Source organism: Paraburkholderia sp. BL17N1 (assembly GCF_003634175.1).
GTDB lineage: Bacteria > Pseudomonadota > Gammaproteobacteria > Burkholderiales > Burkholderiaceae > Paraburkholderia.
In genome coordinates, this window is record NZ_RBIW01000001.1 from 4,339,336 (window position 1) to 4,363,596 (window position 24,261).

General features: G+C 62.1%; 35 protein-coding genes. 33 read left to right on the top strand and 2 right to left on the bottom strand.

Annotated features, from left to right (window positions below; genetic code table 11):
- The first annotated feature begins 51 nt into the window (after window positions 1–51).
- The 16 genes from B0G82_RS19485 (at window position 52) to B0G82_RS19560 (ending at window position 10,044) form a co-directional block, all read left to right on the top strand.
- Window positions 52–429, top strand: coding sequence for a hypothetical protein (locus B0G82_RS19485; protein WP_241974634.1), 378 nt, complete (start codon window positions 52–54; stop codon window positions 427–429).
- Window positions 426–2,927: a DNA methyltransferase gene (locus B0G82_RS19490; RefSeq protein WP_121308507.1), complete on the top strand. Its 2,502-nt coding sequence runs from the start codon at window positions 426–428 to the stop codon at window positions 2,925–2,927. The genes B0G82_RS19485 and B0G82_RS19490 overlap by 4 nt, the downstream gene beginning before the upstream one ends.
- A gap of 43 nt (window positions 2,928–2,970) precedes the next feature.
- Window positions 2,971–3,729, top strand: coding sequence for a hypothetical protein (locus B0G82_RS19495; RefSeq protein WP_121308508.1), 759 nt, complete (start codon window positions 2,971–2,973; stop codon window positions 3,727–3,729).
- Window positions 3,726–4,694: a DUF1376 domain-containing protein gene (locus B0G82_RS19500; RefSeq protein WP_121308509.1), complete on the top strand. Its 969-nt coding sequence runs from the start codon at window positions 3,726–3,728 to the stop codon at window positions 4,692–4,694. The genes B0G82_RS19495 and B0G82_RS19500 overlap by 4 nt, the downstream gene beginning before the upstream one ends.
- Window positions 4,691–5,332, top strand: a complete 642-nt coding sequence (locus tag B0G82_RS19505) for a DUF6475 domain-containing protein (RefSeq protein ID WP_241974635.1) — start codon at window positions 4,691–4,693, stop codon at window positions 5,330–5,332. Before B0G82_RS19500 ends, B0G82_RS19505 begins: the two co-directional genes overlap by 4 nt.
- Window positions 5,329–5,763 carry a RusA family crossover junction endodeoxyribonuclease gene (locus tag B0G82_RS19510; RefSeq protein WP_121308510.1) on the top strand — a complete coding sequence of 145 codons (435 nt, stop codon included), beginning with the start codon at window positions 5,329–5,331 and terminating at the stop codon, window positions 5,761–5,763. The genes B0G82_RS19505 and B0G82_RS19510 overlap by 4 nt, the downstream gene beginning before the upstream one ends.
- Window positions 5,763–6,308 carry a hypothetical protein gene (locus B0G82_RS19515; protein WP_121308511.1) on the top strand — a complete coding sequence of 182 codons (546 nt, stop codon included), beginning with the start codon at window positions 5,763–5,765 and terminating at the stop codon, window positions 6,306–6,308. Before B0G82_RS19510 ends, B0G82_RS19515 begins: the two co-directional genes overlap by 1 nt.
- Window positions 6,305–6,469 carry a hypothetical protein gene (locus tag B0G82_RS39760; protein ID WP_158608164.1) on the top strand — a complete coding sequence of 55 codons (165 nt, stop codon included), beginning with the start codon at window positions 6,305–6,307 and terminating at the stop codon, window positions 6,467–6,469. The genes B0G82_RS19515 and B0G82_RS39760 overlap by 4 nt, the downstream gene beginning before the upstream one ends.
- A 3-nt stretch (window positions 6,470–6,472) precedes the next feature.
- On the top strand, window positions 6,473–6,994 hold the full coding sequence (locus B0G82_RS19520) for a DUF1367 family protein (protein WP_121308512.1): 522 nt from the start codon (window positions 6,473–6,475) through the stop codon (window positions 6,992–6,994).
- Window positions 6,991–7,329 carry a nuclease domain-containing protein gene (locus tag B0G82_RS19525; RefSeq protein WP_121308513.1) on the top strand — a complete coding sequence of 113 codons (339 nt, stop codon included), beginning with the start codon at window positions 6,991–6,993 and terminating at the stop codon, window positions 7,327–7,329. Before B0G82_RS19520 ends, B0G82_RS19525 begins: the two co-directional genes overlap by 4 nt.
- Entirely contained in the window at window positions 7,326–7,622 is a 297-nt protein-coding gene (locus B0G82_RS19530) for a hypothetical protein (protein WP_121308514.1), read from the top strand. Before B0G82_RS19525 ends, B0G82_RS19530 begins: the two co-directional genes overlap by 4 nt.
- Window position 7,623: 1 nt before the next feature.
- Window positions 7,624–8,025, top strand: a complete 402-nt coding sequence (locus tag B0G82_RS19535; protein ID WP_147439518.1) for a hypothetical protein — start codon at window positions 7,624–7,626, stop codon at window positions 8,023–8,025.
- On the top strand, window positions 8,022–8,264 hold the full coding sequence (locus B0G82_RS19540; RefSeq protein ID WP_121308516.1) for a hypothetical protein: 243 nt from the start codon (window positions 8,022–8,024) through the stop codon (window positions 8,262–8,264). The genes B0G82_RS19535 and B0G82_RS19540 overlap by 4 nt, the downstream gene beginning before the upstream one ends.
- Window positions 8,265–8,277: 13 nt before the next feature.
- Window positions 8,278–8,937, top strand: coding sequence for a hypothetical protein (locus B0G82_RS19545; RefSeq protein ID WP_121308517.1), 660 nt, complete (start codon window positions 8,278–8,280; stop codon window positions 8,935–8,937).
- 394 nt (window positions 8,938–9,331) lie between these two features.
- Complete coding sequence (locus tag B0G82_RS19555; protein ID WP_121308519.1) at window positions 9,332–9,679, top strand: GrlR family regulatory protein; 348 nt, start codon at window positions 9,332–9,334, stop codon at window positions 9,677–9,679.
- Window positions 9,680–9,756: 77 nt separating this feature from the next.
- The gene (locus tag B0G82_RS19560) at window positions 9,757–10,044 is read left to right on the top strand and encodes a hypothetical protein (RefSeq protein ID WP_241974636.1); all 288 of its coding nucleotides are present in this window, start codon (window positions 9,757–9,759) and stop codon (window positions 10,042–10,044) included.
- A 521-nt stretch (window positions 10,045–10,565) separates the two neighbouring features.
- On the opposite strand, the gene B0G82_RS19570 is transcribed toward B0G82_RS19560, so the two are convergent.
- Window positions 10,566–10,847, bottom strand: coding sequence for a BrnA antitoxin family protein (locus B0G82_RS19570; protein WP_121308521.1), 282 nt, complete (start codon window positions 10,845–10,847; stop codon window positions 10,566–10,568).
- Window positions 10,831–11,100, bottom strand: a complete 270-nt coding sequence (locus B0G82_RS19575; RefSeq protein WP_121308522.1) for a BrnT family toxin — start codon at window positions 11,098–11,100, stop codon at window positions 10,831–10,833. Before B0G82_RS19575 ends, B0G82_RS19570 begins: the two co-directional genes overlap by 17 nt.
- A gap of 252 nt (window positions 11,101–11,352) precedes the next feature.
- On the opposite strand from B0G82_RS19575, the gene B0G82_RS19580 reads away from it, so the two are divergent.
- The 17 genes from B0G82_RS19580 (at window position 11,353) to B0G82_RS19660 (ending at window position 24,250) form a co-directional block, all read left to right on the top strand.
- A complete protein-coding gene (locus tag B0G82_RS19580; protein ID WP_121308523.1) occupies window positions 11,353–11,898 on the top strand; it encodes a hypothetical protein in 546 nt (181 codons plus the stop codon).
- On the top strand, window positions 11,819–13,348 hold the full coding sequence (locus B0G82_RS19585) for a terminase family protein (protein WP_158608165.1): 1,530 nt from the start codon (window positions 11,819–11,821) through the stop codon (window positions 13,346–13,348). The genes B0G82_RS19580 and B0G82_RS19585 overlap by 80 nt, the downstream gene beginning before the upstream one ends.
- 10 nt (window positions 13,349–13,358) lie before the next feature.
- Window positions 13,359–14,708, top strand: a complete 1,350-nt coding sequence (locus B0G82_RS19590; protein WP_241974638.1) for a phage portal protein — start codon at window positions 13,359–13,361, stop codon at window positions 14,706–14,708.
- A 68-nt stretch (window positions 14,709–14,776) separates the two neighbouring features.
- The gene (locus B0G82_RS19595) at window positions 14,777–15,085 is read left to right on the top strand and encodes a hypothetical protein (protein ID WP_121308524.1); all 309 of its coding nucleotides are present in this window, start codon (window positions 14,777–14,779) and stop codon (window positions 15,083–15,085) included.
- A gap of 58 nt (window positions 15,086–15,143) precedes the next feature.
- The gene (locus B0G82_RS19600; protein ID WP_121308525.1) at window positions 15,144–15,353 is read left to right on the top strand and encodes a hypothetical protein; all 210 of its coding nucleotides are present in this window, start codon (window positions 15,144–15,146) and stop codon (window positions 15,351–15,353) included.
- 52 nt (window positions 15,354–15,405) lie between these two features.
- Window positions 15,406–15,660, top strand: a complete 255-nt coding sequence (locus B0G82_RS19605) for a hypothetical protein (protein WP_121308526.1) — start codon at window positions 15,406–15,408, stop codon at window positions 15,658–15,660.
- A 63-nt stretch (window positions 15,661–15,723) separates the two neighbouring features.
- Window positions 15,724–17,073, top strand: coding sequence for a hypothetical protein (locus B0G82_RS19610; protein WP_241974640.1), 1,350 nt, complete (start codon window positions 15,724–15,726; stop codon window positions 17,071–17,073).
- A 43-nt stretch (window positions 17,074–17,116) separates the two neighbouring features.
- Window positions 17,117–18,169 carry a hypothetical protein gene (locus tag B0G82_RS19615; RefSeq protein ID WP_121308528.1) on the top strand — a complete coding sequence of 351 codons (1,053 nt, stop codon included), beginning with the start codon at window positions 17,117–17,119 and terminating at the stop codon, window positions 18,167–18,169.
- A gap of 97 nt (window positions 18,170–18,266) precedes the next feature.
- Window positions 18,267–18,551: a hypothetical protein gene (locus tag B0G82_RS19620; protein ID WP_121308529.1), complete on the top strand. Its 285-nt coding sequence runs from the start codon at window positions 18,267–18,269 to the stop codon at window positions 18,549–18,551.
- Window positions 18,548–18,943 (top strand): hypothetical protein, encoded by a 396-nt coding sequence (locus tag B0G82_RS19625; protein WP_121308530.1) that lies wholly within the window; start codon window positions 18,548–18,550, stop codon window positions 18,941–18,943. Before B0G82_RS19620 ends, B0G82_RS19625 begins: the two co-directional genes overlap by 4 nt.
- A gap of 1 nt (window position 18,944) precedes the next feature.
- Window positions 18,945–19,850, top strand: coding sequence for a hypothetical protein (locus tag B0G82_RS19630; RefSeq protein WP_121308531.1), 906 nt, complete (start codon window positions 18,945–18,947; stop codon window positions 19,848–19,850).
- Window positions 19,847–20,200: a hypothetical protein gene (locus tag B0G82_RS19635; RefSeq protein WP_121308532.1), complete on the top strand. Its 354-nt coding sequence runs from the start codon at window positions 19,847–19,849 to the stop codon at window positions 20,198–20,200. The genes B0G82_RS19630 and B0G82_RS19635 overlap by 4 nt, the downstream gene beginning before the upstream one ends.
- Window positions 20,200–21,117, top strand: coding sequence for a hypothetical protein (locus B0G82_RS19640; protein ID WP_121308533.1), 918 nt, complete (start codon window positions 20,200–20,202; stop codon window positions 21,115–21,117). Before B0G82_RS19635 ends, B0G82_RS19640 begins: the two co-directional genes overlap by 1 nt.
- Before the next feature lie 8 nt (window positions 21,118–21,125).
- On the top strand, window positions 21,126–21,305 hold the full coding sequence (locus tag B0G82_RS19645; protein ID WP_121308534.1) for a hypothetical protein: 180 nt from the start codon (window positions 21,126–21,128) through the stop codon (window positions 21,303–21,305).
- A gap of 61 nt (window positions 21,306–21,366) precedes the next feature.
- Complete coding sequence (locus B0G82_RS19650; protein WP_121308535.1) at window positions 21,367–23,358, top strand: phage tail protein; 1,992 nt, start codon at window positions 21,367–21,369, stop codon at window positions 23,356–23,358.
- Window positions 23,359–23,419: 61 nt separating this feature from the next.
- Window positions 23,420–23,860 (top strand): hypothetical protein, encoded by a 441-nt coding sequence (locus B0G82_RS19655; RefSeq protein ID WP_121308536.1) that lies wholly within the window; start codon window positions 23,420–23,422, stop codon window positions 23,858–23,860.
- Between the two features lie 12 nt (window positions 23,861–23,872).
- The gene (locus B0G82_RS19660; protein ID WP_121308537.1) at window positions 23,873–24,250 is read left to right on the top strand and encodes a hypothetical protein; all 378 of its coding nucleotides are present in this window, start codon (window positions 23,873–23,875) and stop codon (window positions 24,248–24,250) included.
- Window positions 24,251–24,261 lie beyond the last annotated feature (11 nt).

Genomic DNA, 24,261 nt, shown 5'->3' on the forward strand with positions numbered 1-24,261 from the left:
CGCCATTTTTAACCGGGCGCATTGATAACCGGTGAATTGGGGCGATAACAGATGAAATCAGCGGCTATCAAAGACAAGGGCAACCAGATGCAACTCGACTTTGAACCTGGGCTCATCGACCGCTACGGCAGCCTTAAAGACTGCGTGGCGACTGGCGTGTACCAGCGCGGCCTCAAGCGTATCGCCATCGATCTCGATCAAGCCCCCAGCAATCTGAGCGTGCAGCTTTCGGAAGACGGTTCCCGGCATTTCTCAATCGATTCATTCGAAAAGTACCTCGAGAAGACCGGCGACATGTCGCCCATCTATTACCTCGTTGAGAAATTCCTCAGCGACAAGGCCAACAAAAAGGCGGCTGCTGTCGAGCAGATTCAGGCACTCGGACCGCATCTGATCGAGTTGCTGCGGCAAGCCGGAATTTCGGCATGAACACGCCCGACTACGCCGGCTTCCTCCGGCAGAAGATCAAGATGGCGAACTTCGCGGGGTTCCGCGTAGAGCTGTCTGCTCTGCACGAATGCCTGTTCGACCATCAGCGCGACATCGTTCGTTGGGCCGTGCTCGGCGGCAACCGTGCGATCTTCGCCAAGTTCGGTCTCGGCAAGTCGGTGATGCAGTGTGAGTGGCTTCGCCAGATCATCGCGGCGGCCGGCGGGATCGGATTGATCGTCTGTCCGCTCGGCGTGCGCCAAGAATTGATCCGCGACGCGCTGATGCTGGGCATCGACCTGCGTTTCATCCGGAGCGCCTCCGAAATCTCCGAGGGCCACGCGTTCTACCTCACGAACTACGAAACGATCCGCGACGGCAAGCTGGATCCGGCTCTGTTCACAGCAGTCAGCCTGGACGAAGCGAGCGTGCTGCGCAGTTTCGGCAGCAAGACCTACCAGGAATTCTTGCCGCTGTTCGAAGCCGTGAAATTCAAACTGGTCAACACCGCGACGCCCAGCCCAAACCGTTTCAAGGAACTCATTCATTACGCCGGGTTTCTCGGCGTAATGGACACCGGGCAGGCTCTCACCCGCTTTTTCCAGCGCGACAGCGAGAAAGCCGGGAACCTGACGCTGTACCCGCACAAGGAACAGGAGTTCTGGCTGTGGGTGTCCAGTTGGGCCGTGTTCATTCAGTTTCCGAGCGACCTCGGATACAGCGACGAAGGCTACGACCTTCCGGAGCTCGACGTCCGTTATCACGAGGTGCCAACGGACTATGCGAAGGCCGGAGCGGATCGCGATGGCCAGACGTTGATGTTTCAGGATCCCGCTCTCGGGCTCAGCGCCGCCGCAGCAGAGAAACGTGAAAGTCTTCCCGCACGCGTCGCGAAGGTTGCCGAAATTGTCGCGGCAGATCCGGACGATCACTTCGTCATCTGGCACGACCTCGAATCCGAGCGGCACGCCATTCAGGCCGCCATCCCTGATGTCGTCAGCGTCTGGGGCACGCAGGACCTGGACGAGCGCGAGCAGCGCATTGTGGACTTTGGTAACGGGAAGTACCGACGCCTGTCGACAAAGCCGGTGATCGCCGGCAGCGGCTGCAATTTTCAGCGCCACTGCCATCGCGCCATCTTTGGCGGCATCGGCTTCAAGTTCAACGATTTCATCCAGGCAGTTCACCGCATTCAGAGATTCCAGCAGAAGTACCGCGTGCGCATCGACGTCGTCTACAGCGAGGCCGAGCGCGAAGTACTTCGCACGCTCCAGCAAAAGTGGGTGCAGCACGACGAGATGGTGCAAAAAATGACCGAAATCATTCGCAAGTACGGCCTGAACCAGTTGGCCATGCAGGATACACTCGCGCGCTCGATAGGTGTCGAGCGCATCGAGGTCGCCGGTGACCGCTTCGTCGTCGCGAATAACGACTGCGTTGAAGAAGCGAAGCTGCAGCCAGAGAACCACGTCGACCTGATCGTCACGTCGATCCCATTTGCGAACCATTACGAATATTCGCCGAGCTACAACGACTTCGGCCATACCGACGATAACGACCACTTCTGGTCGCAGATGGATTACCTCACGCCAGAACTGCTTCGCATCCTGAAGCCTGGCCGCATCTACGCGTGCCACGTCAAGGACCGGATCCTGTTCGGTAACGTGACCGGCGCCGGTGCGCCCACCGTCAGCCCGTTCCATTGCGAAGCCATCATGCACGGCCGTAAACACGGGTTCGACTACATGGGTCTAGTCACGGTCGTCACGGACGTGGTCCGTGAGAACAACCAGACGTATCGCCTCGGCTGGTCCGAGCAATGCAAGGATGGCACGAAGATGGGCGTTGGGTCGCCGGAATATATCGTGCTGTTTCGCAAGCCGCAGACAGACCGCTCGAAGGGCTACGCTGACGTGCCGGTCAAGAAATCCAAAGAGCAATACACCCGCGCGCATTGGCAGGTTGATGCACACGCCTTGTGGCGCAGTAGCGGCAACCGGCAGATCACTGCCGAGGAGCTCTCGGCGCTCGGTCCGGACAAGCTCGCGAGCCTCTTTACGCAATACAGCCTGCAGAACGTCTACGACTACGAATTCCACGTCAGGATCGGCGAGGAACTCGAGGCGCGCGGCGCGCTGCCGTCGACCTTTATGAGCCTTGCTCCGGGATCGCACCATCCGGACGTTTGGCACGACGTCACGCGCATGCTGACGCTCAATGGCGACCAGGCGAAGCGCGCCGTCGAGAAGCACGTCTGTCCGCTGCAGTTCGACATCGTTGATCGCCTGATCGACCGCTACAGCAATCCGGACGAACTCGTGTACGACCCGTTCTGCGGCCTCGGCACCGTGCCCTATCGCGCGATTCTGAAAGGGCGCCGCGGGGGCGGCTCGGAACTCAATTCGACCTACTTCATGGACCAGGTGCACTACCTGAAGTCGGCGGAGCGCGAGTTCTCAATGCCGTCCCTGTTCGACACATTGGAAGCCGCAGCATGAGAGCGCACTCCGACCTCGTCAAATCCCGGGTGTGGAGGGACTCATGATCCACTACCACGGCACCCCTATCACCCCCGCCACCGCCGCTGCGCGAGCCGTAGCCAGTGGTCACGCATTCGTTTCATTTCAGCATCCGGAGCAACTCGGCTTGGTCATTGACGTAGCGCAGTCGTTCGCCGTTGACAACGGCGCGTTTTCAGCGTGGCGAAGCGGTGCGCCGGTCACCGACTGGAGCCGCTACTACGCTTGGGTTTCGGAGCTCCATCGCTATCCGTCATTCGACTTCGCAGTTATCCCTGACGTCATCGACGGCGACGAAGCGGCTAACGATGCGCTGCTCGCCGAATGGCCGTGGCGTGAGCGAGCCGCTTGGGTCGGCGCTCCTGTCTGGCATTTGCATGAGAGTCTGGATCGTCTTGAGCGTTTGGCACTCGCGTGGCCACGCGTCTGCCTCGGCAGTTCTGGTGAGTTTGCAACCGTCGGCACGCCGATCTGGTACACGCGCATGGCCGAAGCGATGGACGTCGTGTGCGATCGAGACGGCAGGCCGGTTTGCAAGTTGCATGGCCTTCGCATGCTAAATCCGGATGTCTTCACACGCTTCCCCTTCGCCAGCGCCGACAGCACCAATATCGCCCGGAATATTGGCATGGACGGTGCGTGGCGCGGCCCGTACACCCCTCCCACCAAAGAATCGCGCGCGCAGGTAATGCGCGACCGTATCGAGGCCAATCAGTCACAGACGTTTTGGGTGCGTGAGCACGCTCCTATCCAGACAGACTTATTGCTGGAATCCGCATGATCGAACTGCCGTCACCACTCACCCCCATCGACTGCAACCTGCAGGACTTCGCGTTCATGCCGGTCGACGTGAAGCGGATGCTCAGTTCCGAGACGTGGATTCTCGGTACCGGCGACGAGCGCGCGGCCGCCATCACGTTATGGCTTGAAAGTTGGCACCAGGTGCCGGCGGCGAGTTTGCCAGATAACGACCGCATGCTCGAGCACCTGTCGAAGGCCAAAGCGTGGAAGCGCGTTAAGGAGCACGCGCTTCGCGGATGGGAGAAATGCACGGATGGGCGACTCTATCATCGCGTCGTCGCGGAAAAAGTGCTTGAGGCATGGATAGAGAAGCTGCTCAACAGCCTTTCCGGATCCGCTGGCAACGCAAAACGCTGGGGCATCGACATCGACACGGTCGCACTCGAAGGCCGCGTTATCGAGGCCGCCCAACTTCTCACCGCGATCGCCCCGCAATCCAAAACATTGCGAAAGAAGCAGGTTCTTTCCATCGTGGCGGGATCGCCCCCCGATCCAAAAAAGATCGCCCCCCGATCACCGGATTCGTCGCCCCCCGATTCGCCCCCCGACTCGGCAGAGGATCGCAATAGACAGGGACAGGGACAGGGACATACACCTCCTATCGGAGGTGACGCTGTCGCGTCGCAGCCCACCGAGTTGCCGCCCGGCCTCACCGCCGAAGAAGCGGTTTTCCAGATCGCCGTTCCGTGGCTGGTCGAACGAGGCGTGCCGGACCGAAACGCGCGATCGCTGATGGGCGCCGCCCGCAAGCAGCTTGGCGACGACTCGGCGTGGGAGCTCGCGCGGCAGTTCATGCGCGACAAGCCGGTTGAGCCTGCGGCGTGGATTTCCGCAGCCATCAACGCACGCATGAAGCCCGGTGGTGCTGGCCGCCCCAACCGGCAGGAAGACCTCGAAGCACGCAACCGCACCGTTGCTGCGCGTCTCGCCCAGGAGGGAACGTGATCACAACCGACAAGGCAAAGTTTTTCGACCTGATGGCCGACGTCCTAGCCTTCTACGGCAAGGATTTCTCCGATTTTGCAGGCCGTGTGTGGTGGGAAGCGCTTCGGGCGTACGACCTGCCGGCGGTGCAGGACGCGTTCAATCGCCATTGCGTGAACCCGGATAGCGGCCAGTTCGCGCCGAAACCCGCTGACGTCGTGAAAATGCTGTCCGGCTCGACACAGGACGCGGCACTGGTCGCATGGTCGAAGGTCGACCGCGCGGTGCGGGAAGTCGGCACGTACCGTAGCGTGGTCTTCGACGATCCGGTGATTCACCGCGTGGTGACGGACATGGGTGGCTGGGTGCTTATCGGCGGTAAGGACGATGAAGCGTGGCCGTTCGTTCGCAATGAGTTCGTCAATCGCTACCGCGGGTTCCGCATGCGCAGCGAGACGCCGGAGTACCTGCCCGTGTTGATCGGCATCGCCGAAGCGTCGAATAACGAGGCACGCCTGAACAGCCAGCCGCCGGTGCTGATCGGCGAAGCGCGCGCAGCTTATGCGGTGATGACCGGCGGCGGCAATAAGCCTCTGATCGAAATCACGCAGATCCGTCAGCAACCTGCCCTGTTATCCAACGCACGAGGTGCCGCTTGAACCAGATCATTTTCTCGGTGCCAGGCACGCCGGTCGCGAAGGGCCGCGCCAAGTTCGCGCGCCGTGGCAATTTCGTGACCGCCTACACGCCGAAGGAAACCGTCCAGTACGAAAACCTCGTGCGGCTCGCTGCTCAGGAAGCGATGGCCGGTGCGGATCCGTTCGACCGGCCCATCGCGCTCACGGTCGCAATCTACCTGCCGATCCCGCAGAGTTGGTCGAAGAAGAAACAGGAGAAGGCGCGTACTGGCGCGGTCGGCGCGACGAAAAAACCGGATGCCGACAACGTGCTAAAGGCCTTGAAAGACGGCATGAACGGCGTGGTCTACGTGGACGATGCACGCATCACCGATGTCGTGCTGCAGAAGCGCTACGCGTTGTCGCCGCGAGTCGACGTGATCGCGCGAGCGCTTGATCTGGAGGTTGCGTGATGGGTGCGAGAACCACCTACGAATTGTGGACAAACGCCGAGGAGGCGACCTTGCGCAAGATGTACGAGGCTGGCGTCGAGGTGCGCGACATTGCGGCGTCCATCTCACGGCACAACGAAGACGGTGTCCGAAGCCGCGCGTATCACCTTGGCCTCAAGCGCCCTGCCGATTACGTTCAGCCCCACTACAGCGAGAACTGGGAGCGCATTGAGAAAGCATTGCGCGCGGCTGACGCCGGCATGACGGCCGACGAGATTACTGCCGCAACAGGAATCCACACCTCGGCTGTGTACAAGTTGCTCAACCACAGGCGCGGTCGGATCGCCTACGTGTGTGACTGGCGACCAGCGGCCAGGAAGCCGGCCGCCGTTTGGGCTCTCGGCGCACTACCTGACGCCACTCCACCGCTGACCCACCGTCAGAAGCGAAAGTTGGTCAATCCATTTGCCATCGCCGCCGGTTTGGTTCAGCCGCCCGTCGGTTGTACTGGCCGCGTCTACTGCCAGACGATGAACGCGCACGACGATGAACTGGAGGCAGCATGAATTCAAACGATCCAATCATCCGTGACCAGGCCAAAGTCATCCGCGAGCAGGCTGAAAGCAAGCCGGCGCCGCGTCAAGAGACACCGCGTGAAGCTCGTTGGCGTGTAGAGCGCGAACGCGCCGAGGCGGACTCGAAGCGCAACCCGCACAAGGGCTATTGATCCATGAGCGAAATCACGCTCGTCAAGCGGACCGACCTGCAGCTCAGCGACGAGCAGCGCGCCACGCTGCGCCTTGCGCTGTTCGAAATGATCGATGGTCTCGCTGAGACAGATCAGAAGTCGTGGCGCCGATTCTGGAACTGGATCACGCGCGCCGGCGTCGGCGAAATGTTCAGCATCGAAACATGGACGGCGCGGCACGGTGGCTTCCACCGACGCCACATGGTGCTGGAGACGTCCGTCTTCAAATGCCAGGAGCGGATCCGATCGTTCGAACAGTTCCGCACGTGGCTGAAGATCGGCGCGGGCTTCGTCGACTGGATGGCCGGGCCGCGCGGCGGCGTCGTGCCGGTGCCGCGCTCGATCAGCTACAGGAAGTGCGACGAAGACACGATGCGCCAATTTCACGATGATGCAATCGCGTTCCTGCGCAGCGAGCACGCGACCCGCTACCTCTGGCCGCACCTCGACGCCGCCGGCGGCGAACGAATGATCGAGGCGATCTTTGCGGAGTTCGGGGAATGACCGCGCGCATCGTGTTCCCGAAAACCCTCACCTATCGCAACCAGAAGATCCGCGACTCGGCGCGCGACGAGGAATGTCTCGTTCGGCTGCCCGGCGCATGCCTCTGCGATCCGGCCGCGACTATCTGGAGTCACTACCGCGGCGTCGCGGGCGGCAAGGCCGGCGCACTCAAAGCCGACGATCTGTGTGGCGCGTATGCGTGCACGGCGTGCGATGCGGTGTACGACGGCCAGCGGCCGCCGCCGCGCGGCATGACCTACGCGGAAGTCGTCGTCGCGTGGTTTGAAGGCCACATCCGTTCAATCGTCAGGCTGCATGCCAAAGGAGTCATATGACCGAACAATACAACGAGGCCGACTGCATTACAGCCGGTGAACTCCGCGCTGCCGGTCTGATCATCGACGAGAAAATCCCTGATATCGGCTGGGTGCCTCGCTGGTCATACGACGTCAAGTTTTGCGACGCAAAGGCAGGTCCAGACGGAACCATGACTGTGCAAGCCGACATCGGTTTCCGGGAACCGTTCCGGTGGTTTGAATTTACCGTTCAGATTGACCCTACGCCCCGGACCTGCCTTAGCTGTGGTGCGACGACCGATCCCTACGGCAACCTTCCCTGCGGACACTGACATGAAACTCTGCAAGGACTGTCTGCATTGTGAGCATTCCAACGGCACAGGCTCATTGGACTGGTGTCGCGCCCCGCAGAACAGAAGCCGTTTCGATCCTGTAACGGGCATGCGTGTTCGCGACGTTACTGCGTGCGAAGACCAGCGTGCCGTCATAGTGATCTTTGATGTTCTGAACAACCGATGCGGCAAGCGGGCGCGCTGGTTCGTCCAGAACGCAGCGCCAACCCATGGCGCGCCTCGCACACAGGGGGGCGGCACGTCAGTGTCGCCGCCGGCTACTTACATTTCGACGAACGTACTGAGTGTGAATCACGAGCCGACGCTGTTCGACGTGGGTCAGGCAGCAGAGCGCGGCGTCGATTACCGCTTCCTTGGCATGACCGGCGAGGAAGACGCTTGAGCAAGAACTGGCCGCTCGCGGACGATCCTTGCATCGTGCTCCAGCGCAAGCAGCGCGACTGCTGCCACGGCTGCAGGTTCAACCAGCAGGACCGCACACCAGGATTCGAGAAGTTCACCTGCAAGAAAGGGATGCGCAAAGCGGCGCGCGACCTGTACGAGACGGACCGGTGCCCAAAGTACTCAGTAAAGGAAGTTGCCACGAAGGTGGCCAAAAAGCGCAAAGCGCCCGCACGCTAAAGAGAGAAACCACATGGACGCCATTTTCCGCGACACCCGTCAGGCACTGCACGTGTCTTTTCTCATTCTGTCGACCGATCCGCGCGCGAAGAACGTGTTCCGGACGGCGCTTATCCGCATCATGGAGATTCAACCGACGCTCACGCGCCGGCAGCGCGAGTGGCTCGACCAGCTCATCGGCGATGTATCCGATTCGACGGTCAACTTCGGCGGTCTTAGTGGCGACGACGTGCGCGCGCAGTGCGCCGAGGTGGTAAGCGCGGTCCATTCGAAGTTGGCCAGTATCGAACGCTGGACCGTGCTGGCGCGTTTCGGCCAGATGGGTGACGAGCGGCTGCCGGACGGCGTGAAGCGCTACTTTTTCCTGCAGGAGCGCGCCGAAGCGATCCAGAACCTGTCCGCGTGGCTCGCACCGTCATTCGATGGCGTGTCGACGATGGCGCTCGACTGCATCCTCGCGCGCCTGTTCGCGAACCACGCCAAGGTCGACATCAGCTTCCGCGATCTGGCCAAGTCGTTCGGTGCCAGTCACATGACGTATAAGCGGGCATACGACAAAATCAATCTGCGGATGCGGGAGTTGGAGAAGCGGGCCATCGACCAACTGACGCCCTACTTCGAAAACACCGGTTTGATCGAGCCCACGGACAAACCTGCGACAATCGAAGCTTGACCATCAATCGGGGGTAAGCGTGGGATCAATCAGCGAAGTGATCGAACAGTTGGAGGGGGCCGCAGACGGTGCGTCTGGCGACGTGGCGCACGTGCCCGTAGACCTCTTGCGCGACGCGGCCAAGATGCTGTCAATTGCCAAGGAACGCGATCGGATCACGTGGAACGAAGGCGGGTTTCAACAAACCGTCGGGATGGGATACAAGAGGACCGATTAGCGCTTGACAGTGCGTGTTACAGCAGACTATCATTTTCGCCATTCTGCACGAGTTGCCATCAAGCCCCGCCCGGTCCGCCGCGCGGGGCTTTTTCATTCCCATTAGTGGTTGCCGTTCTGATTGCCGCTCCCTACCATGGCTATACCGCAAAGTTCTGCGGGATAACCAGGAGGCCAAATGGCTCTAGACGGGTTTTACGAAGTTGATTTCAGCGCGGTTACACGGGGGGCACGCGGCATCGTCATCGTCGAGAATGGAAGCGTTCGCGGCGCAGATGATCAATACCTGTACGCAGGCACCATGACGGGACCGGATGACCAGATTCAGGTCAAACTGGCTGTTAAAGCGTACGCACCCGATGCGGTCAATGTGTTTAACACGCGTGACGGGAAATATGATTTGTACCTGAATGGAAAGGTTGTTGGGCAGGAACTTCATTTCGAAGGTCCGGCTCCTGCAACCTTCCCTCGGGGACCACGGATTACTATCGTCGCGCGTCGTTTGAGTAGCGTCACTCTCGATTGACGTTCTAGTAATAGAGAGTACAAGGCAGCCCGCACCCGAATCGGTGCGGGCTTTTTCATTTCCGCGAGGTAAAGAGCATGAGCACGACGATGCGCGCGAAGCTGCAGGTCAGCATGGTTCAGGAACACATGGGCTGGGTCGATCCGACCACCGGCGCGAAGCCGGAAAAGTCGATGGAGACGTTGACGATGCACGCCGTGTGCAAATCGACGGGATACGAAGCTGACGGGCTGGACGAAGACAACACCTTCGCGAAGTACTCGCCGGGCGCGACGCTGGCGATCAACATCGCCAATCCCGCACTGTTCGGCAAATTCAAGCCGGGTGACAAGTTCTACGTGGACTTCACGCCTGCCGAGAAGTAAATCCGCAGTCAGGCCAGTCACGCGGCGGCCGGCGCCGCAGAACACCCCCGGACTGGCTACCCAGCATCGTCCGATGGCAGCAAACCCATCGGAGCGCCGCAGGATGGCGCCGTTGAGAGCCGCACGAGAGTCGGCATGGGTCCGAAATTGCCCGATGGTTGAGGAGTACCCACCCTCGCTAACCAGATGACGGCGCCATAGGAACACGAGGTCGCAGCACACTGCCGGGCCTGACGATCCGGGTGAAGCATCCAAAGCATGCCGCTGGCCCTGCGACACGGGCACCCTCAACGAAACCGCCGACTGCTGGCATGGCCGGCCGAGCGCGCCCACGCGGCGAACGGGTTGGCGGTTTCACTGAGGGTGAAGCATCATCGGTCGCGCGCCGCGATAGCGGGCCACTGCGCCATGCGGGCCGATCGCATTAGCCTTCAACCATCGAATGCGGGTGTACGCCACCGGTAGACCGTAGGGCTCATAACCCGAAAGCACGAGGTTCGATTCCTCGCCCCGCAACCAGATCAAGCGTGATGCTCCGTGAGCCACTCGCGCAGCGCGTCGTTCATCCGCGTCTGCCAGCCGTCTCCTGTGGACTTGAACGCGTCCACAACGTCGGCGTCGTAACGGACGGTCAGCGACACCTTCGGCTTATCGAGCTTCGGGCGACCGCGCGTACCAAGGCGTTTCATCTTCCTGAAGTCTTCGGCGGGCACCTCGTAGGCATCCGGATCTGCGGCAATGCCGCGATTGATTGCCGCGTCCTCTTCGTCCGTCGGCATGACGATCTTACGTTTGTTCGACATAGCTTTTCACCTCGCGCTTGTTTGCCTTACGCATGCTGATGATGTGCATCGCGTTGCCGCGCTGCGTGAACACCACGCAGTAGAGACGCTCACCGATCAGGCCGAAACCAACTTCACGAATTTCGCGATAGTCGCGGCGCGCATCGACGTATGCCATCACGTCCGACCAGTCGAGTTCTTTCGCGAGTTCGAACGACACGCCGTGGTTGGCGATGTTCAGTTCGTTTTTGGCCGGGTCGTAGGTGATGTCCATGTGAATAATTGTAGTTACGTTTAATCGAATGCGCAAGCATTATTTGTAGTTACGCATTCGCGACCGAGTCTCCTCCGAATGGCGAGAGCCAACGGATTCGCCCGCGCCTCATCCACGCGGGCACTTTCTTTTCCTGCCCCAGCCGGCGGTGGGCTAGAAACACCGGCAGCCGCCGACGAAATGTGGCCACCTCCTTTTCCCGCGCAAAGCGGGTTTCAAAAGGCAACGGGCGGCGGCAACCCCTGAAACATCATGGCGAAACCAAAACGTGATATCGACTGGGTAGCGATTGAGGCCGCTTACCGCGCCGGTGTCGAACCAGTCACTGCCATCGCCGCGAAGCACGGCATCAGCCATACCGCTATCAACAAGCGGGCTAAGGCGAACGGTTGGGTGCGTAACCCCGGCACGGCTAAGCGCGCTATTGTCGACGCGCACTTCAGCGGCGCCGCAAAGGTTTCCGGCGACAAGGTTTCACCGCAGGTTTCAGGTTTAACCCTTGAAACCATTCAGGGTGCAGCAAACGAAGACATCGCCGATATGGAGCGCGGACTGCGCATTCACCGGCATTGCCTGATCAACCTGGAGGTGAGCGCTGAGAAGGCGAGCGACCCAAAGGAAATCAAGGTCATCGTCGAAGCGGCCAGCCTTGCGGTCGCTGCCATCCGCAAGATCCGTGGCCTTGACGCTCCCAACTCTGCCGACATGAAAGACATCGATGCAGCAATCGAGGCAGAACTGGCGAACATGGAGCGCGGCCGACAAGTTGGCGCTCCTGCAGACGCTCAAGGCACGTAACCGGCTCACGTGGAAGCCGCTGCCCGGCCCGCAGACGCAGGCATATGAGTGCCGCGCAGACGTGATCCTGTACGGCGGCGCGGCTGGAGGCGGCAAGACCGATCTGGCGCTTGGCAAGGCCCTGACGCAGCATCAGAAGGCGCTCATCCTGCGGCGCGAATTTCCACAGTTGTCGGGGATCATCGACCGCTCGCTGGAGGTGTACAGCGAGTATGGGGTGTTCAACCAGAAGGGAATTTGGCGCTGCGAGTTCGGCGGCAAGCGACGCATTGTCGAGTTCGGCTCTGTGCAGCACGAGTCGGACAAGCTCAAGTATCAGGGGCGTCCGCACGATCTGAAAGTGTTCGACGAGGCGGCCAACTTTCTCGAATCGCAGGTCGAGTTCATCGCAGGCTGGAACCGGAGCGAGGATCCGTCTCAACGTTGTCAGGTGTTGCTGTGCTCGAACCCGCCGACGGATGCGACCGGCGACTGGCTCATCGACTGGTTTGCGGCATGGCTCGACCCGCAACACCCGAATCCGGCAGCGGCCGGCGAGTTGCGATGGTACGCGGCGGTCGAAGGAAGGCAGATCGAGTGCCCCGACGGCAGCGAGTTCGTGATTGTCGATGGTCAGCCGGTCTACGACTTTGACCGCTCGAAGTTCGACGCGGTTGACATCATCCAACCGCAGACGCGCACGTTCATTCCCGCGCGGGTGACCGACAACCCCTTCTATATGGAGTCGGGGTACATCGCGAAGCTGCAGGCGCTACCCGAACCGTTGCGTTCGAAGATGCTGCTGGGCGACTTTGCGGCGGGCCGCGAGGATGACGCCTACCAGATCATCCCGTCCGAGTGGATACGCGCGGCGCAAGAGCGCTGGAAGGCGCGGCACCAGCCGACCATCCCGATGACGGCGCTGGGCGTCGACGTGGCACGCGGTGGCAAGGATCAGACGATCCACTCGCCGCGGTACGGCAACTATTTCGCCGAGCAGATCTGCTATCCCGGCGCCGACACACCGGACGGCCACGTGGTGGCGGCCCAGGTGTTCAACCTGCGCGACGTGTCGACGGTGGTCAATCTTGACGTGGTGGGCGTCGGCGCATCGCCGTACGACCTCATCCACGCTGCCATCGGCGACAGGATCTGGGGCATCAGCGGCGCGGCTGGCACCGACGAACTCGACATCACCGGCGTGTTCGGCTTCGCCAATACGCGCGCGCTGCTCTGGTGGCGCATGCGCGAGGCGCTGGACCCGGTGAACGGATACGACCTGGCGCTGCCGCCTGATCGAGAACTGTTCGCGGACCTGTGCGCGCCGCGCTACAAACGCACGCCGCGTGGCATTCAGGTCGAAACGAAAGACGAGATCAAGAAGCGGATCGGCCGCAGTCCGGACAAGGGCGACAGCGCGTGCTACGCGCTCGCCGAGCACCGCAGCACTTTGGCGTTCGGCTCAATCTAACGGACCTTTCATGGATCACACGAAGCTGCATCAGCGACCGCCGCCGTCGCGCTGGACGCGCATCAAGCGTGCGGTCACCGGCGCAGTGCGCGCGATCACAGCCGGGCGCCCTCGGCACGAACCGAACCGCGTGACCTCGCAGTACGCGCGCATGCGGCAGGTCGGATCGTGGAATCTGCGCGATTCGCGCCCGATGATCAAGCCTGTACCGGCGAACCTGCGGTATTTCTCCCGCACGCCGTACGCGACGCGCGCGATCCAGTTCTATACCCGGTCGATCTGCTCGCTCGACTGGTCGGTGCGCGTGAAAAAGGACATCGCTGAAAACAGCGAGATCAAGCGGCAGATCGACGTCACGTCTGCGTGCCTCTTCAGCCCGAATCACGACGACACGTTCAGCTCGCTGCTGCAGCAGGTTGTCGAGGATCTGTTGGTGTGTGGTGCCGGCGCGTTCGAGCAGCAGGTCGGCGGCGACAAGTTGCGCCCGCTCTGGTTGTGGCCGGTTGATGCGCTGTCGATCCAGATCTATGCGGACTGGGACGGCGACGAAGCGAAGCCGCGCTACTGCCAGACCTTCGGGTTCGGCAACGTGGGCGTCGCACAGGGCCGCGACCTGCTGAACCGCGAGCTCGTGTACATCCGCGACCGGATCACGACCGACTCGCCGTTCGCGTTCGGCGCGCTCGAGGTGGCATTCGAGACGATCAACCGGTTGCTCGGCGTGGCCGAGTACGCTGGCGACGTCGCAGCGAATGCGCACCCGCAGAATCTGATCTTTCTGCAGCAGGCCGACCAGACCACGATTGAGGCATTCCGCGGCTACTGGCGCAACGATATCGAAGGCCAAGGCCAAACGCCGGTCATCGGCGGCGCCGATGCGAAGGTGCTGAACCTGCGCGGCAGCGACGACACCGCGCTCTTCCTGAAGTACCAGGAATTCGTGATCCGCGAGATCGCGGTGGCGTTCGGCATCAGCGCGCAGAACCTCGGCGTCGAGCAGAACATCAATCGCAACAACGGCGAGGTGGCCGAGGACCGCGATTGGGACCTGTCGATCAAGCCGGTGACGCGCACGGTCTGCGCCTACATCAACCGCGAGGTGATCTGGGGCCGGCTGGGCTACACGAACATCGAGCTCACGCCGGGTGGTCTTGATCGTGAGGATGAGAAGGCCACGGCCGACATCTACGAGAAGGAATACAAGAACAACGCGATCACGCCGAACGAGTACCGCGCGCGCCGCAACCTGCCGCCGCTGCAGAGCAAGTTCGGCGACATGATCAGCGCCGACGCGCAGATCGCCATCGAAGCGGCTCGCGGCGCGAAGATCGCCAACCCCGCATTGACCAGTATCGAATAGCAGGCCGAACGCCTGTTCACCGCCGCAAGGCAACCCTCTGGGCGTTCGCCCGACACAGGAGCAACAAAATGGGACTTCCCGTTCATACCGTCGAGGTGCTCAACGGCAGCACGCCGCTGGCCCGGCCCGATCGTCTCGCGCTCGCGCTGATCGAAGGCCTCGCCAACGTAGCTGGCGGCAGCGCCGGTGCAGCCGTCACGGTCGCTGTCACCGGGCTGGACCTGCCGGCGAAGTACACCGTCGTGGTCTCGCCGAATCAGGACGCGACCTGGTACGTATCCGCCAAGACGAACACCGGCTTCACGGTCAACCTGAACCCGCGCCTCGCAGCCAACACGCTCGCGGCCGGCACGATCGACATCGCGATCCTCGCGTAATCCCTTTCGCGCCCTGTGCGCGACCTTCGTAGTACCCCACCACGCATAGGAGAACGCCATGGGCGTCCGCACCAACCTTCTGGCCTTGACCGCACTCTCGGCCGAAACCGCAACCTGCGCAGCCAACGGGCAGGACCTGCCGGGCATGCTGAACTTCAGCGCTGAAAAGTGCGCTGATGCCATTCAGGTGCTCAACGCGATCCTCGACTTCATCCCGGCGGGCAGCAACAAGACCGCTGTGCAGGCTGCGGTCACCGCACTGACCTAAGCAGCACGTCCCACCAACCATCCGGTAACCCGCCGGTTCAGCAGGAGCCGACATGGCAACGAAGACCACGAAAGCAGCGAAGCCAGCAGAAGCATCGAAGGCTGGCGACGCACCGAAGGCGTCGAGCCTCTATGCCGATCTCGAATCGGCATCCGAAGCAGCGCTGAAAGCGGGCGATCACGCCCTGCACCACGCGCTGAATCCGGTCGTCGTCGCACTGGCGGGCGTGAAATACCTCGCGTATCACGCGCTGTCCAGCGTGGATGGGGACGCGGCCGCCCTGCTCGAACAGGTCCGGGCGCTGTAAGAGGACACGAAGATGCCGCTTTCGAAAGAAGAACGCGACGCCCTGCCGCCCGAGCACTTCGCGGTGCCCGGCAAGCGCAAGCTGCCGATCAACGACGAGACACATACGTCTCTCGCCTGGGATCAGGTCGACCGCACGCAGGGCCTGTCGGAAGCCGAGCGCTCGGAAGCGCGCGCCCGGATTCTGCGCCGCGCGAAGGAACTCGGCATCGACACGTCCGACTGGGACAAGAGCGTCCACGCTGCCGCGATGACGCTCTGGGGCATGTCGCTGAACGTGCCCGAAGTTGCAAACCATCCGAACCGCATGCCGTTTTCTGGCGTGCTCACGTTCGTGAACCAGCCGTCTGACCTGCCTCCTGGTGGGTCTGGCGGCAAGCGCACCTACCTGCCGAAGGACGTTGCCGAAAAGGCCCTTGAAAGCCTGCTCGGCATGGCGGTGGACTTCTCCGCCGACCTGAGCGCCCACGACGTCACCCGGAAACTCGGGGTCATCACGGGCGCTGAGATCGTCGGCGATGAGGTGCGGATTGAAGGGTTTTTCTACGCGCATGACTTTCCGCAGGAATGTGCCCGCATCCAGTCCGAGAAAGAGGACCTTGGCTTCAGCTATGAAGTCACGGCTAAAACTCGGCCGATGGGCGACCTGCTTCAGATTGTGAGCTGCGTGTTCACCGGCGCTGCCGTTCTCTACAAGGACAAGGCCGCCTACCAGTCAACATCATTAGCCGCACAGGCTGAACAGGACATCGAAATGACCAAAGAAGAAATGGAAGCGTTGCTGGCTGCTGCAATCAAGCCGCTGACCACGCAAATTGAAGGCGTGACGAAAGACGTCGCCACCATGAAGGCCGCTGGCGAGACCGCGCTGCAAGCCAATCGCGAAACGCGCGATCGCGTCGCACCGCACGCCACCGCTCTGCGCAACTGCGCGGCCGCGATGGAAGCGTCGGGCATCGGCCTGCACAGCTCGCAAGGCCACGTGAAGGTGCTGCATCACATGGCAGCGTCGATGGAAGCGGATGCCGCCGCCGGCAAGCTGCCGCACATCTTCCGCGATCACGACTGGGGGTTCTCGGCTGCCGCTGCACCGACCCCGACGCCGGCACCGGCCGCGCTCGACGCGGAAAACCCGGTGATCAAGTCGCTGACGGATTCGCTGTCCGCGCTCGGCACCAAGGTGGACGACATCAAGGCCGCAGCGTTCAAGGCTGCCGAAGCCCCGGCGCGCAAGACGATCCCGTCCGATGTGATGACGCTGCTCGCCAAGGGCGGCATCAAGGTGGAGGACACCAAGGAAGGCCTGACGGAAGGCCAGATCGACACGATGCTGCAAGCCGCTGGCGTGACGGGCATCAGTGCCCGAATCGCTGCCAAGCAGTCGATCGCCGCCGCCGGCCTGCTGCGCAAGTAAGCGCGCCTGCCGCACCACACATCCAGACTTCACAGGAAATACCATGACCATCATTGCACGCGCGGCCGACGCTTCGTCGGATGACGCGCTCATCGCGCTCGGCAACTCGCTGGGCGCAGGCGGCAACGTGTCGAACCTGTCGGCTGCCGCCGACTACAGCGGCCCGGGCGCTCTTGAAGTGCCGGTATTCGAACGCGAGATCGTCGACCTGATCCGTCGCGAGTCCGTCGCGCTCGACCGCACGCCGCATGTCCCGGCAACCGGCCACCCGCATCGCTATTTCGAACAGATCGCCATCGCCACGGCGACGTCGAACGACCCGCGCAACCTGTCCGCGACGGCATCGGGCCCGACGCGCGTCGAACGCGCCGCGTTTATCAAGGCGAGCGTTGCGCAATCGAACCTGTCGCTGTTCGACCGCGACGTGACCGAGCAGCAAGGCCAGTTCGCATCGCTGCAGGCGAAGGACGTCGAGGACATCATCACGGCGATCATCGTGCTGCGCGCGCACATGTTCTGGAACGGTACCGACACGTCGCTGCTGGTCCCGACCACGCTGCAATGGGTCGGCGCGCTCCAGCAGATCACGCAACAGGCGACGATCCCGTTCGGCTCGTCGATCATCGACGGCCTGAAGACGATGGTCGCGACGATGATGGCGAACCAGACGTTCAAGCCGAAGCCCACCGCGATCTACATGAACCCGCTCCTGATCGACAAGATCGAGAAGGAAGCGAAGGCCTCGCACATCGAGCTGAAGACGATGAATGTGACGGTCGGTGTGTCGGTCAAGGCCATCGCGACCCAGGCCGGCGACCTGCCGCTGATCCCGGATCCGTATATGCCGACGGACTCCACGGGCCAGTACGGCTTCGCGAATCCGGGCAGCGGCCTGAACAACTACTACGCTGCGATCGTGACCGAGTCGATGCTCGAAATCGCGTACATCGGCAAGGGCACGGACGGCAAACCGCGTATTTTCCAACTCGGCCTGACCGGCAATCTGGCTGGCCAGTTCGTTGGCGTGCAGTTCGACGCACTGATCGTCAAGGGCTACAGCTATGCACACGCTGTGGTCGCGGTGGTGGGTTCCTAAACCTGTCACCTGACGTTGTGCGCCGTCTAACGGCGGCATAGCGAGGGCACCGGTTCGCGCCGGTGCCCTTTTTTATTCCCCAATCCAAAGGAACGGCATGCACCTGTATCTGACAACGGGCAAACGCGATCACCTGATCATCGTCCAGCCCGGCAAGGAATTCCCGACTTCCGACTTCTGCGGGCCCGACGGCACGCCGCTGACCTTCTCGGTCAAGTTCGTTGAAGGAAAAGCGTCCAACGTGCGCCATGACGTCGCTCAGTACCTGCTCGACAAGGGCATGGTGCAGCGCTCGCCGATCATGACCGACCTCGCGATGGCGAAGCGTCTGGAAGTGCAGGACGAACGCGTACGCACCCACCGGATCCTCACCTCGACATGACACTTCGCGCAGACAACACCGGCCTTGGCGGCGAACTCGGGCCATCGCTGCAGGCTGTAATCAGTGCCGCCCAGCTGGGCCTGAATGCTCAGGTGCCGGCCAGCGGCCAGTTGCAGTCCGCAGTGCTGCTGTCAAATGGCTGGAAGTATTTTGCGCTGGGCCTGAAGTCGACGCAGGCGGGCGCGGTCACCATCCAGCGCTTCCTCGACGCGGCTGGCACGGTCGCCATCGGCGCGCCGGTTACGGCCACATTGACTGCGAACACGGCTCAAACGGTGTCGATCGGCACTGCCGACACTCTCCCGTTCATGTCCTACCAGGTGACTGTGACCAATACCGGCGGCGCTGCAGCGACGCTGTCGAACGTGGCAGGCCTTTTGCAAGCGAACTAAGATGCCCTCTTCCTACCTGACCACCGGCGACTACGCGGCATACGGCCTCCCGGCCGGCACGACGGCGGCACAGGTCACGACGGCATCGACGCTGATCGACATGTACCTGAAACGGCCGGAAGGTCTGGTGTGGGTGCCGGACGGTACTGGCGCGCCGGGCTGGATGGCCGCGCTGTCGCCGTCGCAGAGCTTCACGCTGGGGGCTGCGATCACCCCCGGCAACAACGTGGTGGTGCCGCTGGTTGGCGGAGTTGCGTCGCTGCTGGTTGGCGACGTCATCGTCCTCGACCGCGCGAACAGCGAGGTCGGCGAGCCCGTTGCGATCGTGTCGATCGCTGGCCAGAACGTGACGCTGCAAAGCGTCGTGTTCGCGCATGCCCAAGGGGCGACCGCCGACAAGGGCTTGACGATCAAGCAGCACAAGTTCATGCCAGACGGGCGGCCGGTGACGAATCTGGCCTTCACGCCGGTCGCGCGCCTGCTCGCCGGACAGGGCCGCTACGGCTACGGACGCCGCGGCGCGTCATCGCGCTATCAGGTCGATGAGTTCAACCTGCTTGCGTCGCTGTCGCACTTCGGCGGCCCGCCGGTGTGGGAGTTCTTTCCGATCATCAATACGGGCGTGGACTTCGAGACGGGTATGGTGTGGGTGCCGGCCGGTGTGATGCTCGCGTACTACAGCGAGATCAACCTCTGGTACGTGGCGGGCTACCCTGCATCCGGTCTGCCGGGCGCGGTCAAGGCCGCATGCGCGAACATCATCATGGCGCAGGCGTCCCTTCCGCAGCTCGGCCAGACGAAGAAGTACGCCGCCGGCGACACGTCGATCGAGCGCTTCGCCGCGACCGTCATCGACGATGACACGAAGGCCATGCTCGCGCCCTTTCGCGCAAAGTTGTTCGTATGAGTTTCATCTATCCGCGTACAGTCTCGATCTCGCGGCAGCCCGTTCAGACAGGCGGCGGTCTCAAGCCGTATGGAGGCGTACAGCCGACGGCGGAACAGGTTCTGTTCTCCGGTCTGCCTGCGTCGATCCAGCAAAGGAGCACGGGCGCGCGGCCGGATCCGCATCTGCCGGCTGACGCCGCGAATCGTTCACTGTGGCGAGTGTTCATGCCGCGCTCGGTGAACCTGCCGCCGGAATCGGTGTTGCGCGGTGACATCATCACTGATGAGACGGGACAGCGCTACATGGTTTCGGCACCGTATATCAACTCGCTCGGGCCCAACTTCCTTGTCGAACGTCTGGAGGCGTAATGGCTGACGTTCAGGACGTTCTCGATACGGTCGCAGCGCAACTCGCTGGTTTTGTCTATCCGAGCGGCACCGGCAACGCGTCGGTGACAGGTAAGGACATCAACGTTTTTCCCGGTTGGCCGCTGCCCGGCCAGGTCGACATCGACATGCCGCAGGGCATAGCGGACGTCAGCGTCTACGCCACACCGACTGAGCGCAATACGACGCGCTACCGGCCAAAGCAGAAGGTCATGTCAATTGCCCAGCCGACTCTCACGCTGACGGCGGCGACGAACGTTGTCACGGTTGGTGGTGCGATGCCGTCGCCGTTCACGCCGCACAACCTCGCGGTGCTGATCGATGGCTGCCCGTTCATCTATCCGGTACAGTCGACGGACACCTTGACCTCCATCGCCACCGGGCTCGCGACGCTGATAGCCGTCAAATACCCGGGCACGAGCAGCAGCGGTCCGAACGTCACGATCAACGATGCGGCTCTCGTTTTCACGGCCAGCGGCGCCCAGGTGGTCGATGCGCAAGGCAATCTGCTGATCGCCGATCTGTCGCCAGTCAATCCGACCACGACGCGAGTCGGCACGACGGGATCTGTCACAACCGAATGGGAACGACAGGCGCAGATATTCCAGATCACCGTCTGGGCACCCGACCCGGTGACGCGCAAGACTATCGGCAACGCCATCAAGGTCGCCCTGTCCCAGATTGCATTCATCACGATGCCTGACGGCTACGGTGCGCGGATCCGGTATCACCGCAGCGTGCTCTCGGACGAATCAGAGAAGGTGCGCGTCTACCGGCGTGATCTGTACTACGAGATCGAATTCGCGACGACCACCACAAAGCAGATTGCGACCGTCGTGGCAACACGCGTCAAGTTCGAAACGCAGGACGGCACGCCGATCCTCACCCGCACTTACTAGGAGCCGACATGGCAACGAAAGACCAGGCTGACGAGCAGACCAAAAAGCCCGTCGCAGATCGCACGCTCGTTGTGGTGCACGCTTTTGGCGACTATCGCCGCGGCGACAGCATCACCGATCCGGACGAGGTAGCGGACGTTCTCAAAAGCGAGAACGCACACCACTGCCGCAAGGTAATCCCGCAGTAATCCACCTCACACCGCGCATCAGGCCGCCTTCGGGCGGCTTTTTGCATTCTGGAGCCGCTACATGGGCACGATGATTTACCAGTATGGCCAGCTAAACACGGCTGGTGCAATGGCGCCCGGCGCCTACGTGCAGATCGTCAAACCGCCGCCCGTCGTGGCCGGCGTCGCGACCAATGGATACGGTCTGGTCGGTGTCGCATCGTGGGGGGCGGTGAACAGTCCGGTCGTCACCGGCTCGCCGCAAGCAAACCAGGCGAACTGGGGGCCGGTCACGAACCGCCTGCGCGACCTCGCCACCGCGATCGCAATCGCGTTCATGCTGGGCCAATACAATAACGTCGCAGTGCGCGTGACGGATGGCACGGATACCGCAGCCACCGGCGCGCTGAAGGATGGCTCGAACGCCACCGGTGCCACGCTGACGGGTTACTACACGGGCTCGCTCGGCAACAGCCTCGTCGCGACCACGTCCAACGGCACGAAGCCGAGCAGCTACAAGGTCACGCTGGCGTTGCCTGGTTTCCAGCCCGAGGTCTTCGACAACCTCACGCAGGGCGTCAGCAACGCGACGGTCACGGCCGGCACTGGCTACACGTCGGTGCCAAACATCGCGGTTTCCGCGCCGCAAGGCTCAAACGGCGTGCAGGCCACGGCCAACGCTTCGCTGAAGGTCATCTCGGCCACGGTTACGGGCGGCGGCGCGAGCGGGGGCACCGGTTACGTGACTGGCGATACCGTCACGCTGGCCAACGGAGTCGTTCTGACCGTAACCGCCGCATCAGGCGTGATCACGGCTCTGACTGTGACGAACGCCGGCTCGCTGTCAGGAGGTCCGATCCCGACGAACCCCGTGGCGCCGCAGTCGACGTCCGGGGCCGGTACCGGGACGCTGATCAATCTGGTGTGGGGACTCGGTGCAGTTACCATCACGAACCCGGGCAGCGGATACACGAGCGCAACGGCAACGCTCTCGGGCGGCGGTGCCGGTACCGGCGGTTCAATCACGCTCGTGACCAGCGTGTGGCTGAATCTGGTGAATGCGATCAACCTGGGTCAATCCGGCGTGCGCGGTCCGTCGCAGCTCGCTATCGCAACCATCGGTACTTCCGCAGCGGCGCCCGCGCTCACCTCTGTCACGCTGTCCGGCGGCACCGACGGCGCTGCGGGTGTAACCGACGCGACCTTGGTCGGCACGAACTCGACGCCGCCGACCGGCATGTATGCCTTGCAGAACTCGGGCGCACAGACGATGAATCTTGTGGACCACTCCACATCATCGCAATGGAGCACGATGGGCCTGTTTGGCCAGCAGTTCGGTGTCTTTGGAGCTGCGCAGGGGCAACCTGGCCAGTCCGTCTCGACTGTATCGACGAACCTGAACACTGCCGGTGCCGATACATACGGCCTCAAGTGTCTTGTTGGTGACTGGGTGTACTGGCAGGACAACGTCAATAACGTGCAGCGCCTGCTTGGCCCCGCCACCATCTGGGGGCCGATGCGAGCAAACCTCGCGCCGAACCAGTCGACACTTAACAAGCCGGTTCAGGGGATCATCGGCACGCAGCGCTCCGTTCAGCAGGTGCAATACTCCGGGCCCGAAACGCTATCGGCAGTGCAGGCTCGCCTCGACTTCCTCGCCAATCCATCGCCGGGCGGCAACTACTTCTCGTTCCAGACGGATCGGAATACGTCGAGCGACGCGGCGACGAACAGCGAGGCGTACACGACGATGACGAACTTCCTCGCACTGACGCTCGCGGCGAACTTCGGATACGTCGTGGGCAACCCTCAGACCGACGACCTGCGCACGGAAGTTCGTGACGCTATCTCGTCGTTCCTGTCGGGCCTGTGGTTGGTCAGCAAGTACATCAGCGACGTCAACAACCCGACGAAACAGCCGTTCAAGGTGACGCTTGACGCCTCGAACAACCCTGACAACAACGTTTCGCTGGGCCTCATGCAATGTCTGGTGCAGGTCAAGTACCAGTCGATTGTCCGGGAGTTCCTGATCTCGCTGCAGGGCGGTTCGACGGTCAGTGTGTCAGTCAGCTAAGCCTTAAATCCCCAGCCTTTCCGCCCGCCTTGTGCGGGCTTTTCCTTTTCAGGAGCCGCACATGGCGGGCGAAAACACTTTCAATATTGGCCGCGACGGCGCGCAGGTCACGATCATCGATTCCAACGTCGGCCCGGTCACGATCAGCAACATCGTCTCGTTCGAGTCCAAACCGGAGATGATCAAACTCAAGAGCGTGCCTGTCACTGGCCGCGTGTTGCGCCGCGCGATCTACGACGGCCACTCGGGCACGTTTGAGATCGATCGTCAGGATCCGTCGTACGACGCTTACTTCGCCGACGCAGAAGCGTCCTACTTCGCCGGATTGCCACCGGGGCAGGTCTACATCACGCAGACCGTCAACGAACTGGACGGGTCCGTCACGCAGTGGCAGTACAGCGATGTTGCCCTGTATCCGGAAGACGGCGGCAGCTGGCGCGGTCAGGAAAAGGTAACGCAGAAGTTCTCTTTCGAAGCGGGTCGCAAGATTCGCATTGCCTAAAGGAATCGCTTCATGTCGAGTGTAAAAGTCCATCCGCAAGCGCCTATGGCGCCGTCGGCTCAGGTGGTCACGCAAGCTGCATCCGAAGTACTCGTTTCCGATGCTCGCGGTCGCACCATCACGATGCGAAAGCCTAATCCGATCACGAAGCTCCGTTTCATCGACGCGATGGGCGAATCTTCGACAAATCGCCTGTGGGTGAGCAATATCTGGGCTCTGATGTTCGTCACGGCGGTCGACGGGAATCCGGTTCCGACGCCGACGAACAAGAACCAGATCGAAGCGCTCTATCAGAGGCTGGACGACGACGGTATCGTTGCCGTCTCCGAGGCGTTCGAGCAACACTTCACCGAGAAGACAGACGTCGACGAGGATCTCGCAAAAAAATAGTCGCTGACCCC

Coding starts and splice junctions, on each gene's coding strand:
- B0G82_RS19485 (WP_241974634.1), top strand. CDS start 52: ATGAAATCAGCGGCTATCAAAGACAAGGGCAACCAGATGCAACTCGAC.
- B0G82_RS19490 (WP_121308507.1), top strand. CDS start 426: ATGAACACGCCCGACTACGCCGGCTTCCTCCGGCAGAAGATCAAGATG.
- B0G82_RS19495 (WP_121308508.1), top strand. CDS start 2,971: ATGATCCACTACCACGGCACCCCTATCACCCCCGCCACCGCCGCTGCG.
- B0G82_RS19500 (WP_121308509.1), top strand. CDS start 3,726: ATGATCGAACTGCCGTCACCACTCACCCCCATCGACTGCAACCTGCAG.
- B0G82_RS19515 (WP_121308511.1), top strand. CDS start 5,763: ATGGGTGCGAGAACCACCTACGAATTGTGGACAAACGCCGAGGAGGCG.
- B0G82_RS39760 (WP_158608164.1), top strand. CDS start 6,305: ATGAATTCAAACGATCCAATCATCCGTGACCAGGCCAAAGTCATCCGC.
- B0G82_RS19520 (WP_121308512.1), top strand. CDS start 6,473: ATGAGCGAAATCACGCTCGTCAAGCGGACCGACCTGCAGCTCAGCGAC.
- B0G82_RS19525 (WP_121308513.1), top strand. CDS start 6,991: ATGACCGCGCGCATCGTGTTCCCGAAAACCCTCACCTATCGCAACCAG.
- B0G82_RS19530 (WP_121308514.1), top strand. CDS start 7,326: ATGACCGAACAATACAACGAGGCCGACTGCATTACAGCCGGTGAACTC.
- B0G82_RS19535 (WP_147439518.1), top strand. CDS start 7,624: ATGAAACTCTGCAAGGACTGTCTGCATTGTGAGCATTCCAACGGCACA.
- B0G82_RS19545 (WP_121308517.1), top strand. CDS start 8,278: ATGGACGCCATTTTCCGCGACACCCGTCAGGCACTGCACGTGTCTTTT.
- B0G82_RS19555 (WP_121308519.1), top strand. CDS start 9,332: ATGGCTCTAGACGGGTTTTACGAAGTTGATTTCAGCGCGGTTACACGG.
- B0G82_RS19560 (WP_241974636.1), top strand. CDS start 9,757: ATGAGCACGACGATGCGCGCGAAGCTGCAGGTCAGCATGGTTCAGGAA.
- B0G82_RS19570 (WP_121308521.1), bottom strand. CDS start 10,847: ATGTCGAACAAACGTAAGATCGTCATGCCGACGGACGAAGAGGACGCG.
- B0G82_RS19575 (WP_121308522.1), bottom strand. CDS start 11,100: ATGGACATCACCTACGACCCGGCCAAAAACGAACTGAACATCGCCAAC.
- B0G82_RS19580 (WP_121308523.1), top strand. CDS start 11,353: ATGGCGAAACCAAAACGTGATATCGACTGGGTAGCGATTGAGGCCGCT.
- B0G82_RS19585 (WP_158608165.1), top strand. CDS start 11,819: ATGCAGCAATCGAGGCAGAACTGGCGAACATGGAGCGCGGCCGACAAG.
- B0G82_RS19590 (WP_241974638.1), top strand. CDS start 13,359: ATGGATCACACGAAGCTGCATCAGCGACCGCCGCCGTCGCGCTGGACG.
- B0G82_RS19595 (WP_121308524.1), top strand. CDS start 14,777: ATGGGACTTCCCGTTCATACCGTCGAGGTGCTCAACGGCAGCACGCCG.
- B0G82_RS19600 (WP_121308525.1), top strand. CDS start 15,144: ATGGGCGTCCGCACCAACCTTCTGGCCTTGACCGCACTCTCGGCCGAA.
- B0G82_RS19605 (WP_121308526.1), top strand. CDS start 15,406: ATGGCAACGAAGACCACGAAAGCAGCGAAGCCAGCAGAAGCATCGAAG.
- B0G82_RS19615 (WP_121308528.1), top strand. CDS start 17,117: ATGACCATCATTGCACGCGCGGCCGACGCTTCGTCGGATGACGCGCTC.
- B0G82_RS19620 (WP_121308529.1), top strand. CDS start 18,267: ATGCACCTGTATCTGACAACGGGCAAACGCGATCACCTGATCATCGTC.
- B0G82_RS19625 (WP_121308530.1), top strand. CDS start 18,548: ATGACACTTCGCGCAGACAACACCGGCCTTGGCGGCGAACTCGGGCCA.
- B0G82_RS19630 (WP_121308531.1), top strand. CDS start 18,945: ATGCCCTCTTCCTACCTGACCACCGGCGACTACGCGGCATACGGCCTC.
- B0G82_RS19635 (WP_121308532.1), top strand. CDS start 19,847: ATGAGTTTCATCTATCCGCGTACAGTCTCGATCTCGCGGCAGCCCGTT.
- B0G82_RS19640 (WP_121308533.1), top strand. CDS start 20,200: ATGGCTGACGTTCAGGACGTTCTCGATACGGTCGCAGCGCAACTCGCT.
- B0G82_RS19645 (WP_121308534.1), top strand. CDS start 21,126: ATGGCAACGAAAGACCAGGCTGACGAGCAGACCAAAAAGCCCGTCGCA.
- B0G82_RS19650 (WP_121308535.1), top strand. CDS start 21,367: ATGGGCACGATGATTTACCAGTATGGCCAGCTAAACACGGCTGGTGCA.
- B0G82_RS19655 (WP_121308536.1), top strand. CDS start 23,420: ATGGCGGGCGAAAACACTTTCAATATTGGCCGCGACGGCGCGCAGGTC.
- B0G82_RS19660 (WP_121308537.1), top strand. CDS start 23,873: ATGTCGAGTGTAAAAGTCCATCCGCAAGCGCCTATGGCGCCGTCGGCT.